A 16,115-nucleotide genomic window follows, 5' to 3' on the forward strand; every position below is an offset into this window, starting at 1 on the left:
TTGTTTATGTTCTTTGAATCGTATAGAAACCGATAAATAGCAAAGTCTAATCCGGCAAAAAAAATTATATATAAGATTCTTGCTAACAGCATAATTATACAACCGTAAGCATGGCATACATGTATGAGAACCGCGAACTTTCAGGAACCAATAACAATATTTTTTCGCCAACTTTCAATTTGCCGCTATTGAATAACTCGTTGATCATCAGGTAAACAGATGCGGCGCCTACATTGCCTACGGTGTATAGGTTGATGAACCATTTGTCATAGGGAATGCCGCCACCGTAGATCTCTATCAGGTCGTATATCTTACTTTTAAAGAAGTCGCTGCTGATGTGCGGCAAAAAGTAGTCGATATCATTAACGGTTAGGCCGCGGCGCTCAAAAATCTCTTTTATCTTTTGTCCGCCCAGCGGAACTATGTTATCGCTTAGCAAGCCAATATCCTGTTTCACACTAAAGATAGAACGGTTCATCACCTCTTCGGGTGTAAAATCCATAAACCCTTTCAACGTGCCGTCCGCTTCTTTCTCGGCACCCATGTACATACAGGTTTCCATGGTGTTTGCATACGACACGCCTTCAATCCACTCCAGCTTTAAACTGATGCCTTCTTTATTAGGCTCGTCGCTCATTTTAAAAGCAGATGCACCGTCTGATAACATCCACCGAAGAAAATCCTTTTGAAATGCGATGTAAGGGTTATCTGTAAGTTCTTTTAGCTTTTGTGCTTCCTCTTCAAAAACGTCCGACACCAGTAGTCCGGAGAACCGCTCTGACCCTGTTGCAACCGCGTGCTTAACCTCGCCGCTTTTAATCGCAAGGAAAGCATATTTTAGCGCATGCATACCGGCGCAGCATACACCCGAGGGTGAAACTACTTCAATAGCTTCTGCCTCGGGCAACCAGCCATGCGTCATTACACCATGGCTTGGCATCATCTGGTCTGGTGAAGATGTGCCGCACGACAGCAGCTCGAGGTCTTTTATTGTTTCAGGCTTATCTTTATATAGTTCGCGCACTGCTAAGGCAGTCATTTGCGCATTGGTATGCGTAGACTTGCCACCTTTTTCCAACGCGTAATAGCGGTTTTTAATCCCATTATTACGCAGCACAATTTTCTTTGATTTTGATGGTTTGCCGTCTATGTAACCCAAATAGGCTTCCATATCATCATTGGCGACAGGTTCGTTCGGAAAAAATGCAGAAGTAGCGGTTATGTAAACAGAATTAGAAGACATAAATTAGTTCAGTAGTAAATAATGTTTTTTACGGGCCCTGATCTTGTTGCCTGTAAAGGGTCTTAACAAAATTGTATCTAATGTTAGTAATATCGGCGCGCCTAAAAACAGGGCAACGAATAAATAGTATTTAAAAGCTGTGGTCCAGGGCAGCTGATTTTTGCGTTTTGCAATGATCTTAGCCCACGCCGCAAAAATATATTTAGCCTTTCCCTCGATCACCATTAACGGATATTTGATAACAGCCGCTTTTTGGGCAACTAACTGCAGTTGCAAGTCGGCCCAGCTGCCGCTTTCTAAAGCTTTGACAACAGTCCACCCAAATAGTTTAGTGTTATCAATGTCCTGGTCGCTAACACCCGGTTTAGGGAATATGTTTAGATAGCGCTCTTTCTTGCCGCTTAGCATCCAGTAGAATATGGTTACGAAGCTTACCGGGTTACTGTGCTTATCAACCAAAGCCACGTTGCCAACGTGCTTGGCACCGGCCGCGTCTATCAGTTTTTTTAACTTATCGAAAGCGTTTAGCCACATGTTGCGCCCCGCGCTTATGGTAACAACGGGCGTATCCTTAATGACAGCTTTAAATTTAGGGTCTTGCAATAACGAGCTTGACGGTATGCTTGGCGACAAAAACCAAGGTTGGTAACCAATGATCACCAGATCATATTTGGCTTCTTTTAGCGCGTATGGCTGCAGCTGGTAAGCTACCCCGTTTACACTATCAGGCATTACACTAAAAAAACGTTTGCCTGTCCAGGGGAAATCAAAATTTACTACAGTTGAAATTTGCACCACCTCGACATCATGGCCGGCCTCAACCAACGGCGCGGTAAATGAGCTGATGATGTCCGCCATTTGCCCCGATTGGGTGTAATATATTGCCAGTACTTTTTTGCTCATTATGGGTGCACTTTATAGGTCGGCCGGGTGCAGCACTTTTGATGTTTTGCTGTACTCGGTAACGGCTTGCTGCACAACGGGGGGTAACGTTTTATAGTGCGCTATAATAAACTGTTTATCGTCGTTAATATTGCTGTGATACTTTACAATTTTAGGCGCTTTCTCCTGAATGGCCAGGCGCAGAAAACGGTATTCTGTGTTGTTGCTGTCGGCGGCAAAGGCTGTTTGAAATTTAAGGCGGCCAGCCTTAAAATATTTAAGCTTGTCTTTCGGTCTGCCAACTAAACCTGCTTTGCGCATTAACAACACGCCCTCATAAGCTTCGTGTCCTGGCGTGTTTCCCGCAAGAGTAAGCTGTTCATCAACGTCGTCAACCTTGCCCGAAGCCATGGCCTTGTAAAAAGCAGAACGCTCGAACTTTTGCTGCCAGGAACGCGCATTGGCGGCCACAACAATAGTGAGTAAGAGCGTTATAATAAGATTGGCCTTATTCATAGGTTACTCCCAAACATAAGGATTATAATAAAAGCGTACAAGGATTGATTTCGACGATGGGGTTAGGTTTAGCAAGCCGGCTAAAGGGTAAGCCTACAGCTTCACCAACCTATCGCCAATTAAAACAGGAATAGATGTGGTCAAGTCAACGTTTAAACAAAACGCGATATCTTTTTCTATACCCAGTTTCTTAAGGCGTTCGCTATGCGCCGTTTTGCCAAGGTAGCCCGCAAGGTCATTACGGGCCATATTATATATATCAAGCGCGGCCGTGGCAGCATCATCCAAAACGTATTTGTTTAAAAGCCTCAACCGGTTCACCACCGCTCCGGCAAACACGGTGTCTTCCAGGTTAAAGTTGTTCTTCCAGCCAGCGCATACCAGTAAAATGTTGTCGTGTTGTTTGCCTAACCAATCGCAAAGCGAGGTAAGGTTAAGAAAGGAGCCGATAACTACCTTCTTGGCTGACCGCGACAAATGCAGCGCGTGGGTCCCGTTTGTAGTGGTAAGCACTACGGTTTTGCCGGCCACCTTTTCCGTAGTATACGAAAATGGCGAATTGCCAAAATCAAACCATTCAACCACGCTGCCGTCGCGTTCTGCAGCTAACAGAAACTCGGCGCCCTTTTCACGGTAAGCCGCACATTCTGCAACTTCGGCAACAGGTATGATAGCCTCTGCCCCGTTTTCGATCCCGTAACAAATTGAAGAGGTCGCCCTGAATATGTCTATGACGACAACGATGTATTCTTCGACCTTATAAAGCGGAATAAGGGCCGGACTTAGGCAGACGTGTAGTGCTAACACCGAAGGGGAATGAGAAGAACTTAATTTATTTAGCACAATTAACCTTTCCCTTATAGGAGTGAGGAATTATTTAATGAATGGCAATTTTATTATCTCTGCCTTTACCTGGTTGTCGCGGATCTTGATGAAAATCTCAGTTCCTTCTTTGGCCAAAGCGGTTTCTACATAACCCATGCCTATCGCAGATTGTAATGATGGCGATTGCGTACCCGATGTAACTTCGCCAATAGTTTTACCATCAGCGGAAACGATCTCATAATGCTGGCGAGGAATGCCGCGATCAATCATTTTAAAGCCCACCAGTTTGCGTTTAACACCTTCGGTTTTTTGCGCTTGCAGCGCTTCTGAATTAGTAAAAGGTTTGGTGAATTTTGTGATCCATCCTAAGCCGGCCTCAAGCGGCGAGGTGGTATCATTTATGTCATTCCCATATAAGCAAAAGCCCATTTCTAAACGCAGTGTATCCCTTGCGCCTAAACCAATAGGTTTTATACCGAATGGTGCGCCAGCCTTAAATATTTCGTTCCAAATATGCCCTGCATTCTCATTATCGCAATAGATCTCAAAACCGCCGGCACCGGTATACCCTGTTGCAGAAACGATTACATTGTCGACACCTGCAAATTTGCCTCTTTGAAAACTGTAATATTCCATCAGCCCCAGGTCAATTTCTGTAAGCGATTGTAAAGCTTCTGCAGCTTTAGGGCCCTGTACGGCTAGGAGTGATGTGCGGTCTGAAATGTCTTTCATCTCCACCCCTTGCACGTTATATTTGCTTATCCAGTTCCAATCCTTTTCAATGTTCGAGGCATTTACCACCAGCATATAGGTCCTATCATCTATGCGGTACACCAGCAAATCGTCTACGATACCGCCGTCTTCGTTGGGCAGGCAAGAGTATTGCACCTTGCCGTCGACAAGTTTAGAGGCATCGTTGCTGGTTACGCGCTGGATAAGATCCAACGCGTTGTCGCCTTTCAAAATAAATTCGCCCATGTGGCTCACGTCAAATACACCTACACTTTTGCGGACCGTGTCATGCTCAGCATTTATGCCTTCATATTGTACAGGCATATTATAACCTGCAAACGGAACCATCTTTGCGTTTAAACCAATGTGGGTATCTGTTAAAGCGGTGTTTTTCATGTTGCGAATTTGTTGAGCAAATGTAATGTTTATCAACGTGTAATTCGAAACAGATGCGAAGCCCGGTTACAGGTTTGATCAACCTACGCTACCTCTTCGAAAAGCTCCATCTGCGGATCAGTAACTCTGAACGTGCGACGGTGGTAAGGGGTAAAGCCTCTTTCTAAAACCACGTTCCGGTGTTTGATGGTTGGGTAACCTTTATTACTGTGCCAGTCGTATTCGGGATGTTCCGCGGCAATCTGTTTCATATAATCGTCGCGATATGTTTTAGCAAGTATAGACGCAGCCGCGATGCTGAAGTATAGCGAGTCGCCCTTAATGATGCACTTGTGCGGCATCTCTTTGTATTTATTGAAGCGATTGCCATCTATAATGAGAAACTCTGGCTCCAGGTGTAATTTTTCCACCGCACGGTGCATCGCCAGGAAAGACGCGTTTAAAATATTGATCTCGTCGATCTCATTATTGTCGACGAAAGCGACCGCATGAGCCAGCGCTTTCTTTTCTATCTCTTTGCGAAGTTTATAGCGAATATCCTCGGGAATCTGCTTAGAATCGTTAAGCAATTTGTGCCTGAAGTTATGCGGCAAAATAACGGCTGCGGCAAATACCGGCCCGGCTAAGCATCCGCGGCCCGCTTCGTCACAACCCGCCTCCAACAATTCCTTCTGATAACGCGCCGATAGCATTTTACAAATATCCGTTTTAGTAAGTAAAAGTTATTAGAAAATTCTCAACGTAAGTAAAGTGATATCATCTATAGCCTTACCGCGGATAACCTGCTGCAGGTGTACCATCAGCACTTTATTAAAATCGTCGGGTTGTAGATGGCCATTAGCAGAAACAAAGTTAAGCAGATGCTCATCTTTCCAATACTGATTGTTCTTTAACTCATAATCCATCAGGCCATCGGTATAATTAAAGATAAGCGAATCGGGCTCAACCTTTAAAACACCTTCATTTACAAAAGGCAAATCTTCAAAAATGCCCAACATGGTTGTACCGTCTTTAAGCATTTCGGCCTTGCCGTTGCTGAATAGCACAGGCGGGTTGTGGCCGGCGTTCACGTAGTTAAGCTGCCTTGTACGCTGATTATAGCGTGCCACAAAGAGCGTAATAAAGCGTTCGCCACGGGTGTTGTCAACTACGATCTTATTAAGCTTTTGTACAACGCGGCTCACATCATTGTCAACCGTAGCCCACGCACGTAGCCCGGCCTGAAAATTTGCCATGAGCAAGGCCGCCGAGATACCTTTGCCCGACACATCTGCAATGCACCAAAGAAACTCATCTTTATTCAGGCGAATAAAGTCAAAATAATCACCCCCGATCTCATTGTGAGGCAAATAGGTGGCGCCAATCTGTACTGTTTCGTCTTTGTGCGACCTGATAGGAACCAACATGTTCTGTACCTCTGCGGCAAGTTCCATCTCGCGCTGGTACCGCGCCGACTGCAGGCGTTCTTTCAAAAGCTTCTTATTCTCAAGTGCAACCACTATCACGTTTATCAATGCCTGAATAAAGTTCAGGTCGTTGTCGAGCATCTCGCCTGATGTATCAAACTCGCCGATAAGGGCGCAGGCGACTACTTTACTTTTGTGATAGAATGGGATGAAATACCTATACTTTTTTAAAACCGGATCGTGCCGTTCTGTAATTACCGTTGGGGTGCGTGTTTTGGATAGTTTGGTGCAGAACAGTTCAAGCAGGGCTATTGGTTCGGGTTTACCGCCGTATTTAGAGGTGTAGCCAAATGTGCCATTCTTTTCTGTGAGGAACCTAAAACGGCCTACATTTAGATAATTTTTAAGGATCACCTCCAGCATCTGCACCAGCAACGGCGTAGATGTGTTTTTATTAATAGCGCGCGTTATTTCGAGCAGGGCATTTAATTCCGACTGACGTTTGAGCAGCAGTTCAATTAACTCGTCCTGACCGGGTATTTTGTTACGCGTCATTTACCTTAGGGGAAACATAAAAATAGTAAATAAATTTAGGTTATCTAACCGTGCGGCCTTTCCAATCATAAGGGCGCGCATTACCGGCCAAACCTACATATACCAGATAGATGATGTGGACCGGCGAAAGGATAAGTTGCATGGGCAAGAACGAATGGCGTTTAAAAAAATGCAGAACCGGGCTTATAAATAATATTTCGAAAGCTAATTTGAGGCCCAAAATAGCCAGATAGGGTGTCAAAAAATCTTCAAAGAAAAAACAGCCAACCGCACCCAGTAGTAATAAAACGTTTAAAGCCCAGATACCAACCCCTAACGCTACAATGGATTTGTCGTTGTACCGGGTAGATTTAGAAGCCCATCTTTGGCGCTGCTGCAAAAACGATCGTAAGTTGTGCTTGGCGTAAGTATAAATTATCGCCTCCGGATCTTTTAAGAAGCCTATTTTGCCAGGATAAATTGCTGCAACTTTTTGGAGCAGCAATTCATCATCACCTGATGCCAGATCATCTATACCTTTAAACCCGCCAACTTCGTAAAACACATCTTTACGGTAAGCCAGGTTTGCGCCGTTACAGGTAGAAGCTCGCTTGTTTCCGATAAACGAAGCGCCGATGCCGATAAGAAAAGAAAACTCCAGCGTTTGTAACCGTTCAAAAAAAGATTTCTCTTTAAAAAAGGTAACCGGCGAGGAAATCATTACAGGATCATAGGTTTCGTAGTAAGCAACAATTTTTGAGAGCCAGTACGTACCCATGCGGCAGTCTGCATCTGTTGCAACCATTAACTCACCGTTAGAAAGCGCAATGGCCTCTGTAATTGCTTTCTTCTTATATGAATTAAGTACTTGCGTATCGGTCATACTTAACAGCTTGATGCCCTGATCTGCATAAGCGCGAATTATCTCAGCGGTCTTATCTGTCGAGTGGTCATCCACAATAATAATTTCTGTAAGATCTTTTGGATAATCCTGAGCAAGCAGATCTTCGATGGTGGCAGCTATCCCAGATTCTTCATTCCGGGCAGCAATTAAAACAGTAACCCTTGTCTTAAATGGCTTGCCTGAATATTTTGGGCGCTTCAAACGCAACCATCCCCTTGTCATATATAACAGGATGCTGAAATAGCCTAGGGCCAAAACCCACGTTAATAAGAGGTACAGATCAATCAAAAGAGTTTTAATTTAAATACAAACACAGAACCTATAATTGCCGGTACAATTAAATTAATAAACCAAATCGAAGATACCGCAGCGATCACAGCAATGGACTGCCCTGTGACAAAATGGAAAAAGAAACCGGCGGTTAACCCACGCACGCCAACATCGAGCAAATCCAGAGACGGTAAAATCGACTGGATAAAAAATAAGATCAATACCATCATCAGCATCGGGAATGTAGCGAGTTGAGGTATCAGCAAATGCAGCACCAAGTAATATTGGAAAGTAAATACGGCAAAGCGCGCAAGGCTGTAAAGCATGATATTGCCTAATTCATGCGAATGGTACCTGTTCATGATACCGAAAAAGCGATGGTATTTTTTTAGGAAAGGGATGTTATTAAGCATGGTTACCAGCCAGCCTACATTAAAATAAAAGACCAAAAAAAGAGTAACAATTACTGCCCCAACAATTATTGCGGCAAGATACAACCAGATTGGCGGATGCAAAAACCGGTAGCCAAACCATAATATAGCGATAGTGCCAAGGACATTTGTAATTACCATTTGCGCGAATGATCCTACAGCCATGGAAAATACGCCATGCACGCGTTTACGCGGGGGTAAAAACATTACGCGCCCGCCATATTCTCCTAAGCGGTTTGGTGTGAAGATGGCGAGTGTTAAACCACAGAACACAGACTCCACCGCGGTATAGATTGATATTGGTGCCAACACACGGGTAAGATATTTCCACTTTAAGGCTTCTAAGAGCCAATTAGCCAGCATCAGAACGATAACAGCCGTGAGGGTAATCACTACGGAGCTTTTTTTGACAGGCAGAATCAAGTGCCTGAATTGCGCTAGATCGGCATTGTTGCTTACCTTATGATAAATAAATCCAAAGGCTACAACTACAATGATGGCTTTGACAGCAAATGAAAATAATTTTTTGGCCGGGGTTGTCAACAGTCCTGTTTAAAGTGACAATATTAAACAAAAAGAGCGTGCCACGGCACGCTCCCTAAATGTTAAGTGCGTTTATGCTACTTCACGCGGGTTTTTAAATAGGCAATGGTACGCCCGTAAGCCAATTGCGTAGCAGAGCTATTATAGATAGGGTTACTTGGGTTACTAAAGCCATGGTCGGCGTCGTACTCAAAAGCCGTTACCTTTTTACCCGCCGCTTTCATATTAGCCTCGAACTGTGCAACAACTTTAGGATTGATCCACTGATCTTTAGCGGCAAAATTTCCTAAGACGTCCGTATGCAGGGTTTTCAATTTATTGATATCCTGTTCCGGCATGCCATAATACATTACGCATGCAGTTGCTTTGCCACCTGCAAGCATAGCCGTTTGTAAACTCCAGCCGCCTCCAAAACACCAGCCAAGTATGGCAATTTTTGCATTGGGTCCGCAGTAAGCGATGGCGCCTTCAATGATCACCTTTGCACGGTCTTCCTTAACGCCTTGCATTAGCTTGCCCGCCTCGTCCCTGTTGTCGGTTACTTTGCCGTCGTATAAGTCAAGGTCTATCACATTAACATTGCCCAGGTCATTGTAGATTTTTTCTGATTCCTTCTTTACAAAATCGTTCAGTCCCCACCATTCATGGATAACTAATAAATAGTTGTTGGTTGGCTTTTTGGCTTTAAGCTCGTAAGCATTAGCCATTCTGCCGTCAGACGTTTTGTACATGAATGACTTACCAATACTGCTCTGAAACTTTATTCTCAATGGGTTGGCGTGTGCCATCCTAAAATTTTTATTCGAGGCCAGCATGGCGAAGCGTTTTGTCGCAGTCGGCTTTTCGCAACATGCCATTTTGCTTTGCGAAAAAGAGGTAATTGTTGTTGCCATAAAAGCAACGAGAAGGATTAGTTTTTTCATGGAGATGTGAGTGGATATGAATGAGTTATTTGTAAAGATAGCTTTTACAGCTTGCAAAAACATCTTACTTCAATATCTCACGGATATCCTCAGCCGTTAGCGTCTTAATAAAGCTTTCTTCGGTTGTGATAAGTGAGCGTGCTACGCTGAGTTTGCGATGCTGCAGCGCCAGGATCTTTTCTTCTACACTGTCTTTGGTGATAAATTTATAGATAAAGATATTCTTGGTTTGACCTATGCGGTGTGTACGGTCAATGGCTTGCTGCTCTGCTGCAGGGTTCCACCACGGGTCAAGTATAAACACATAGTCTGCACTGGTAAGATTAAGCCCCACCCCGCCTGCTTTTAGCGATATGAGAAATACGCGCGTAGACTCATCGTCCTGAAATTGCTCTACTACATCACCGCGGTTTTGCGTTGCGCCGTCCAGATAGGTATATCGTATGCCCTTTTGCTCCAAATGTGTTCGGTAAATAGCCAGTTGTTTAACAAACTGAGAGAAGATGAGCACCTTGTGTCCGCCGTCTAAAACGCTTTGCAGGGTATGAATCACGTTTTCAAATTTACCCGAATCGCCCTCGTAGCTCTCATCAATCATAGCGGGATGATTGGCTACCTGCCTTAATTTGGTTAAGCCCTGCAATACCTGTATTTGTTTTTGCACATAGGTGCCGTCATCCAAGCCTTGCAGCAATTCGTTTCGATATTCAGATTTGATCTTGTCGTAAACCTCTGACTGTTCGGCGCTCATTTCGCAGTAAAACACGTTCTCGGTTTTTGGCGGCAACTCTGTGGCAACCTGCTCTTTGGTACGCCGCAGCACGAAAGGCTTTATCATAGTTTGCAAGCGACGCGCCTTCTCTTCGTCTTTCTTCTTTTCTATCGGGGTTACAAACTCATTTAAAAAATATTGCTGGCTACCTAACAAGCCCGGGTTAATGAAAGACATTTGCGTCCACAGATCATTCACCGAGTTTTCGACCGGCGTGCCGCTTAATATTAGCTTATATTGCGACTTTAACTGCTTTACTGCCTGGTAAGATTTTGATGACGGATTTTTTATGTTCTGGCTTTCGTCAAGTATAATGTAGTTAAAAAAGAATGATGAAAGCAGTTTGATATCTATACGGCTTATACCATAAGTTGTAACTACCACATCATAGTTAGCAAATGTTTCTGCCGACTTATAGCGCAACATACCGGTGTGGACCATTATCCGCAATTGGGGCGTAAATTTTCTTGCTTCGTTTATCCAGTTGTAAATTAGCGATGTGGGCATGATCAGCAATGAGGTGCTGCTTGTGCCGGATATCGCGTTATCCTCTTTTATTTTTTGCAGAAGTGCAAGCGTTTGTATGGTTTTACCCAACCCCATATCATCTGCCAAACAACCGCCAAAATGATATTTCTTTAAAAAATGAAACCAATTGTAACCAGCCTGTTGGTATGAACGCAGCATCCCGTTAAAGTTTGCGGGTATGTCAACATCATCAAGTTCCTCAAAATCGCTTAACTTTTGCAATTTGCGGTTCATGGTAACGCTGGCCAGGTCACCTTCGGCCAGTTCGTTTACCAAGCCAATGTGATGGCGTTTAAGTTTTAAATCTGAGCCGCCTTCGCTAAAATGAAGCAGGTTGGCATACTGCGAAAACCAGCTATCGGGGATAACGGCTATTTCCCCGGATGGCAGCATGAACTCTTTTTTATGATTTAGAATATGGTTCTTCAGCTCAATGAAGGGCACCTGGTAAGGCCCGAAATGAACCACCGCGTAAATATCAAACCAATCATTACGTTCGCTTACCTGAACGTCTATCTTATTGCTGCCGAACAGGTATCGTTTACTGCCCTCCGGCTGCTCGATTTCAAAACCGGCCGCGACAAGCGTATCGTGATTGGTGTTTAACCACTCGAGCATGGAAAATCCTGAATCGATATCAGTTGCTTGCTCATCAACCTCGAGGTTCTGGAAAAGGGAAGATGTTGGCTTTAACCGCAGGCTAATAAGGAAATCAAGTTTGGTTTTTTCCCATGTTACGGAACGCCGAATACGGTGAAATGTGTAATCGTCGCCGTGGTGATCTATACGCACAGAAACTGTCCGTCCATCACCGAAAGGAAAAACATAACCCGCGTATTTAAAATATAACTGCAGTTGCGAGGTGCCGCCATCTACCATTATTGGTTTTACAACCGGCTTTGCATCATATTTTTCCGTATTGATGGTGAAGCCTTCGGCATGTACATGGTGCTTCTCGATCAATGGTGCAACAAAGCGTTCCATATATGAACGTTCCGACGATCGGGGAATGGCAATGTAGCGCTTGTTTAAAAACGGTTGCAGCTTTTTACCATCTACGCCCTTATCGAAGTAATATAAAATATCGTCGAGCATTAACCAACAGGGATTATTGGAGATGATTTCGGCATTGCGGAACATGAATTCCACCTTCATGCCGTTATATTTTATGGTTGGGTAATAACGGATCTCCGTTTCGTTACGTTTAAAGTGGAAAAGCACACTTGCGGGCTGGCTTGCTATACCCAATTGCTTGCCAGCCGGGTACCCTTCCTTGCTCATCAGGAATACTTCCTTATCGCGAAGTTTCTCTAAAACCTCGCCCAGTCGTTTTTCGATCTTTGGCCGAATGACGTCGAACATCTGTTCTGTAAAAATTTTGGCAAAAAACTCGTACGGTCGAATTGGTTTCTTGTAGTAACGTTTGATGATATTACCCTGCTCGATGTCTTCCAGCATGCCGATTAGTTTCATATCGGCCTCGTCTAAGCAGTGTTTAAACTCCTCTGCGGTATTGGTAAAAAGGCGTTGATGCGTTAAAGAGAATTCGCCGTTTGGATTTAGCTGAACAATGTGAGGTTCAATAACGTACGACAAGTAATCATGCCTGGCAATTGAATAAATAAGCTTGCAAGGTTTGGTACTGTCGACGCGTAACATTAGTAAATTGAAAAATTATTAGAAATTACGCAGAAGAAAAAACCCAAACGTAAACAGAATTTACAGCAACAAGAAGAGGAGAACGTTATTTTTTTGTTAACAGGAGACGATGTTAACAAGAGTGGAATTTGTATCAAGAGATAGCTAAACGTTTATTTCGCCTTCAAAAACTCTTTTAGCCGGGCCTTCCAGGAAAATGTTGGTGAAGTGGTTGCCGTTGTAGTCAAAGCGGATATTGAGGTTCCCTCCTAAAACTTTAATAGGGGTGCTAATACTGCCGCGTATGTTATTGTGCTTTGCCATTGCTAAAGCTACCGCGGTTACCCCTGTACCACATGCGTAGGTTTCGTCTTCAACCCCGCGTTCAAAGGTGCGTACAAAATAACCATCGCCCTGTGGTTCAACAAAGTTTACATTAATACCTTCTTTAGCGTACATATCATTATTACGGATGGCATATCCATCGTCATACACATTTTTATCTTTTAACCCCACGGTTTGCAAAACGTAATGCGGCGAGCCAGTATTTAAAACATAAGCCTCGCCGTCTTTGGTGACAGTCTCTACGTCGATCATTTGCAGGCTTACCCAATCACCGCTTTCTGAAATTTTGGCATAATGCGGCCCGTCTACTGCCAAAAAGTTTGTTTCGAAATCGATAACTCCAAGATATTTCGCAAACGCTACAATGCACCTGCCGCCGTTACCGCACATACTGCTAGGCTTACCATCTGCGTTGTAGTAAACCATTTTAAAATCATACCCGGCTTTATTTTCTAAGAACATTATGCCATCGCCCCCAATGCCAAACCTACGGTCGCAAAGGCCTGCAATAAAGGCGGGACGATGATGATCTACCACATTTTCGCGGTTATCAACCATTATAAAATCGTTGCCGGCACCCTGGTATTTATAGAAATTAAGCGTCATGTTTCGGAAGGGCAAAGATGGTTTCTGCAAGCAGTTAAATCTTGTCTTGTTTGACCATCAAAACATTTTTAACAATTTTTAACAAAAATGCGAATAACATCTTATTGTTGATATCGTCTATATGGTATTAATTTTGAAGGCTTTATTCTATAATAATTAAAAGTAAAAACGATAAAATGAGAAAGATAGGACTAACGTTGTTAACAGCCTTTGTGGGCGGCGCAATGGCCTTGGGTACCTACAAGGTATTTGAGAAAAAGGATGCGGATAGCATGAGCTTTGAAGACCGCCAAAAAGTATATTTCGCAAGTAATAAAATGAATACCATCGCTTCGTCTGCAGGCGAGGTTGATTTTACGCAAGCTGCAGCAGCTGTAACGCCAGCTGTAGTTTACATACGTACAACTTATTCTGCACAATCTAGCGGCCGCGAAAGCCAGATGGAAGATCTATTTGGCCAAATGTTTGGTCAGCGTATACGTCCGCAACAGCGTACGCCGCAAATGGCATCGGGTTCAGGCGTGATCATCTCGCCCGACGGATACATTGTAACCAATAATCACGTGGTTGAAAAAGCAGACAAGATTACCGTTGCTACCAATGACCACCGCACTTTCCAGGCAAAAGTTATAGGTACAGACCCTAATACAGATTTAGCGCTGATTAAGATCAGCGCGACCAACTTACCTATTGTAAAGCTGGGTAATTCTGACGACGTACGCGTTGGCGAATGGGTGTTGGCAGTTGGTAACCCTTTTAACCTTACATCAACCGTAACAGCAGGTATCGTTAGCGCTAAAGGCCGTAACATTGGTATTATCGGTAGCGAGCGTAATGACGATGATGATCAAAACTATAATCCTTTTGGCCCGACACGCAACCAGCCGGCAACACCAAAAATTAATCGCGCCATCGAGTCGTTCATTCAAACAGATGCCGCCATCAATCCGGGCAACAGCGGCGGCGCTTTAGTAAATACTAAAGGTGAATTGATAGGCATTAACTCAGCGATCGCATCACACACTGGTTCTTATGAAGGCTATGGTTTTGCTATTCCAATTAACCTGGCAAAAAAAGTGCTGGATGATATTGAAAAGTATGGCAGTGTTAAGCGCGGTTACATAGGCGTAAACTTTGCCGAACTAAACGAAGATAATGCATCTCAATTGGGTGTAAAAAACACAACAGGTTTGTATGTGAACGATGTAGTTGACGGTGGTGGCGCACAACAGGCCGGTATTAAAAAAGGTGATGTGATCACTAAGGTAGATGGTACAACAATTTACGAATCATCTGATCTGCAAGAGCGCGTAGGCCGTTTGCAACCGGGCGATAAGGTAAACCTGACCATTGTTCGCGATGGTAGTTCCCGCAATATCGCGGTAACCCTTAAAGCCGACGCCGGTGCAGCTAAGGTTGCAACCGCACGTTCAAAATCAGCCGAAGAACTGTACAATAAATTAGGTGCAAGCTTCCAGCCATTGAGTGCGGCGCAGAAGGCAAAATACCATGTAACCAGCGGTGTAACCGTTACCCAGGTTCGCGAGGGCGGCTTGTTCAGCGATACCGAAATGCCGGTGGGTACTATCATTCTTAACATCAACAGGCAGCCAATTAACACCGTTGCCGATATTGATAAGGCGATCACTAACCTGCGTAACGGCATGGTAACCATATCAGGTATTTACCCAGACGGTACCACCTTTACCAATAGTTTCCAAGCCCAGTAATAGTTATTAATAAATTTTCTGAAGCCCCTTACCGCAATGGTGAGGGGCTTTTTTGTATCTGGGATGTTTGGCTAATATAAATAGCATTCACTATCTTTGTTGCCCCATGAAGATCTGTGCTGAGGCTGAGCTTAATCTATTAAATCAAGACCTTTTATTATTGCCCGAGAAGGCTATTTACTGGAAGCAGGAAAATGCTTTGATAGCTGCAGATGTTCATTTGGGTAAGTCGGGGCATTTTAGAAAAGCCGGCATAGCCATTCCGCAAAACATGGCGCAGGAAGACCTGGCGGTGCTCTCAGATCTGATCCGCCAATATAATCCGTCTAAGCTCATATTTCTGGGCGATCTGTTCCATAGTGAGATAAATACCGATTGGGATTGGTTTGCGCTGTGGCGCGCGCAATTTCCAAAACTGCACATTGTATTGGTAAAGGGCAACCATGATATTATCAATGACAAACATTACCATTTGTTAGGTATTGAAACACCTGAGGAGTTGTCGTACGGCCCGTTTTTAATGCTGCATCATCCGCTTAAGGAAAATAAACTGGCAAATGCCCAAGGCTACGTGCTTTGCGGGCATATTCATCCGGGAGTAAGACTACAGGGAAGAGGCCGGCAAGCGGTAACGCTGCCTTGTTTTACTTTCGGTGCGCGGCAAGCCATCCTGCCATCTTTCGGAAAATTTACCGGTAAAGTTGCCATTCGTCATCAGCAGGCAGATAAAGTGTATGGGGTGCTTAATGACCGGGTGATAGCGGTATAGGTGTTAATTCGAATTTATGAGATTCCCGGAATTTAAAGAATAGTTGCAATCGGTTTGCCTTTACATCTCATAATTCACCGATTCTATAAATTCGAGTTCAGACGCTCCCTCCTTTAAATTTT

14 protein-coding genes are annotated in these 16,115 nt (G+C 44.0%); 2 read left to right on the forward strand and 12 right to left on the reverse strand.

Annotated features, from left to right (window positions below; translation table 11 throughout):
* Positions 1-94: 94 nt before the first annotated feature.
* The 12 genes from GO620_RS14660 to dapF all read right to left on the reverse strand — a co-directional run bounded on the left by GO620_RS14660 (position 95) and on the right by dapF (position 13,494).
* A complete protein-coding gene (locus GO620_RS14660) occupies positions 95-1,243 on the reverse strand; it encodes a beta-ketoacyl-ACP synthase III (RefSeq protein WP_157524512.1) in 1,149 nt (382 codons plus the stop codon).
* Positions 1,244-1,246: 3 nt separating this feature from the next.
* Entirely contained in the window at positions 1,247-2,146 is a 900-nt protein-coding gene (locus GO620_RS14665) for a hypothetical protein (RefSeq protein WP_157524513.1), read from the reverse strand.
* 12 nt (positions 2,147-2,158) lie between these two features.
* Positions 2,159-2,641 carry a hypothetical protein gene (locus tag GO620_RS14670; RefSeq protein WP_157524514.1) on the reverse strand — a complete coding sequence of 161 codons (483 nt, stop codon included), beginning with the start codon at positions 2,639-2,641 and terminating at the stop codon, positions 2,159-2,161.
* Positions 2,642-2,734: 93 nt separating this feature from the next.
* Positions 2,735-3,448, reverse strand: coding sequence for a 2-phosphosulfolactate phosphatase (locus tag GO620_RS14675; RefSeq protein ID WP_200230249.1), 714 nt, complete (start codon positions 3,446-3,448; stop codon positions 2,735-2,737).
* 66 nt (positions 3,449-3,514) lie between these two features.
* Positions 3,515-4,594 carry a glycine cleavage system aminomethyltransferase GcvT gene (gene gcvT / locus GO620_RS14680; protein ID WP_157524515.1) on the reverse strand — a complete coding sequence of 360 codons (1,080 nt, stop codon included), beginning with the start codon at positions 4,592-4,594 and terminating at the stop codon, positions 3,515-3,517.
* Positions 4,595-4,677: 83 nt separating this feature from the next.
* Positions 4,678-5,286, reverse strand: a complete 609-nt coding sequence (locus GO620_RS14685) for a ribonuclease HII (protein WP_157524516.1) — start codon at positions 5,284-5,286, stop codon at positions 4,678-4,680.
* A gap of 33 nt (positions 5,287-5,319) precedes the next feature.
* Positions 5,320-6,555: a PP2C family protein-serine/threonine phosphatase gene (locus tag GO620_RS14690; RefSeq protein WP_157524517.1), complete on the reverse strand. Its 1,236-nt coding sequence runs from the start codon at positions 6,553-6,555 to the stop codon at positions 5,320-5,322.
* 40 nt (positions 6,556-6,595) lie between these two features.
* Entirely contained in the window at positions 6,596-7,660 is a 1,065-nt protein-coding gene (locus tag GO620_RS14695; protein ID WP_157524518.1) for a glycosyltransferase family 2 protein, read from the reverse strand.
* Between the two features lie 62 nt (positions 7,661-7,722).
* Positions 7,723-8,682, reverse strand: coding sequence for a hypothetical protein (locus GO620_RS14700; RefSeq protein ID WP_157524519.1), 960 nt, complete (start codon positions 8,680-8,682; stop codon positions 7,723-7,725).
* A gap of 77 nt (positions 8,683-8,759) precedes the next feature.
* Positions 8,760-9,605: a dienelactone hydrolase family protein gene (locus tag GO620_RS14705; RefSeq protein WP_157524520.1), complete on the reverse strand. Its 846-nt coding sequence runs from the start codon at positions 9,603-9,605 to the stop codon at positions 8,760-8,762.
* A 64-nt stretch (positions 9,606-9,669) separates the two neighbouring features.
* A complete protein-coding gene (locus GO620_RS14710; protein WP_157524521.1) occupies positions 9,670-12,564 on the reverse strand; it encodes a DEAD/DEAH box helicase in 2,895 nt (964 codons plus the stop codon).
* 144 nt (positions 12,565-12,708) lie between these two features.
* Positions 12,709-13,494, reverse strand: coding sequence for a diaminopimelate epimerase (gene dapF / locus GO620_RS14715; protein WP_157524522.1), 786 nt, complete (start codon positions 13,492-13,494; stop codon positions 12,709-12,711).
* A gap of 176 nt (positions 13,495-13,670) precedes the next feature.
* On the opposite strand from dapF, the gene GO620_RS14720 reads away from it, so the two are divergent.
* Together GO620_RS14720 and pdeM are read left to right on the forward strand one after the other, a co-directional pair.
* Positions 13,671-15,224, forward strand: a complete 1,554-nt coding sequence (locus GO620_RS14720; protein ID WP_157524523.1) for a trypsin-like peptidase domain-containing protein — start codon at positions 13,671-13,673, stop codon at positions 15,222-15,224.
* A 106-nt stretch (positions 15,225-15,330) separates the two neighbouring features.
* A complete protein-coding gene (pdeM, locus tag GO620_RS14725; RefSeq protein WP_157524524.1) occupies positions 15,331-15,993 on the forward strand; it encodes a ligase-associated DNA damage response endonuclease PdeM in 663 nt (220 codons plus the stop codon).
* Positions 15,994-16,115: the final 122 nt, after the last annotated feature.

The organism is Mucilaginibacter ginkgonis, assembly GCF_009754905.2.
GTDB classification, from domain to species: Bacteria; Bacteroidota; Bacteroidia; order Sphingobacteriales; family Sphingobacteriaceae; genus Mucilaginibacter; species Mucilaginibacter ginkgonis.

Bases quoted from the DNA above. Each gene is read 5' to 3' on its own strand.
- GO620_RS14660 (WP_157524512.1), bottom strand. From the start codon at position 1,243: ATGTCTTCTAATTCTGTTTACATAACCGCTACTTCTGCATTTTTTCCG.
- GO620_RS14665 (WP_157524513.1), bottom strand. From the start codon at position 2,146: ATGAGCAAAAAAGTACTGGCAATATATTACACCCAATCGGGGCAAATG.
- GO620_RS14670 (WP_157524514.1), bottom strand. From the start codon at position 2,641: ATGAATAAGGCCAATCTTATTATAACGCTCTTACTCACTATTGTTGTG.
- gcvT (WP_157524515.1), bottom strand. From the start codon at position 4,594: ATGAAAAACACCGCTTTAACAGATACCCACATTGGTTTAAACGCAAAG.
- GO620_RS14685 (WP_157524516.1), bottom strand. From the start codon at position 5,286: ATGCTATCGGCGCGTTATCAGAAGGAATTGTTGGAGGCGGGTTGTGAC.
- GO620_RS14690 (WP_157524517.1), bottom strand. From the start codon at position 6,555: ATGACGCGTAACAAAATACCCGGTCAGGACGAGTTAATTGAACTGCTG.
- GO620_RS14695 (WP_157524518.1), bottom strand. From the start codon at position 7,660: ATGACAAGGGGATGGTTGCGTTTGAAGCGCCCAAAATATTCAGGCAAG.
- GO620_RS14705 (WP_157524520.1), bottom strand. From the start codon at position 9,605: ATGAAAAAACTAATCCTTCTCGTTGCTTTTATGGCAACAACAATTACC.
- GO620_RS14710 (WP_157524521.1), bottom strand. From the start codon at position 12,564: ATGTTACGCGTCGACAGTACCAAACCTTGCAAGCTTATTTATTCAATT.
- dapF (WP_157524522.1), bottom strand. From the start codon at position 13,494: ATGACGCTTAATTTCTATAAATACCAGGGTGCCGGCAACGATTTTATA.
- GO620_RS14720 (WP_157524523.1), top strand. From the start codon at position 13,671: ATGAGAAAGATAGGACTAACGTTGTTAACAGCCTTTGTGGGCGGCGCA.
- pdeM (WP_157524524.1), top strand. From the start codon at position 15,331: ATGAAGATCTGTGCTGAGGCTGAGCTTAATCTATTAAATCAAGACCTT.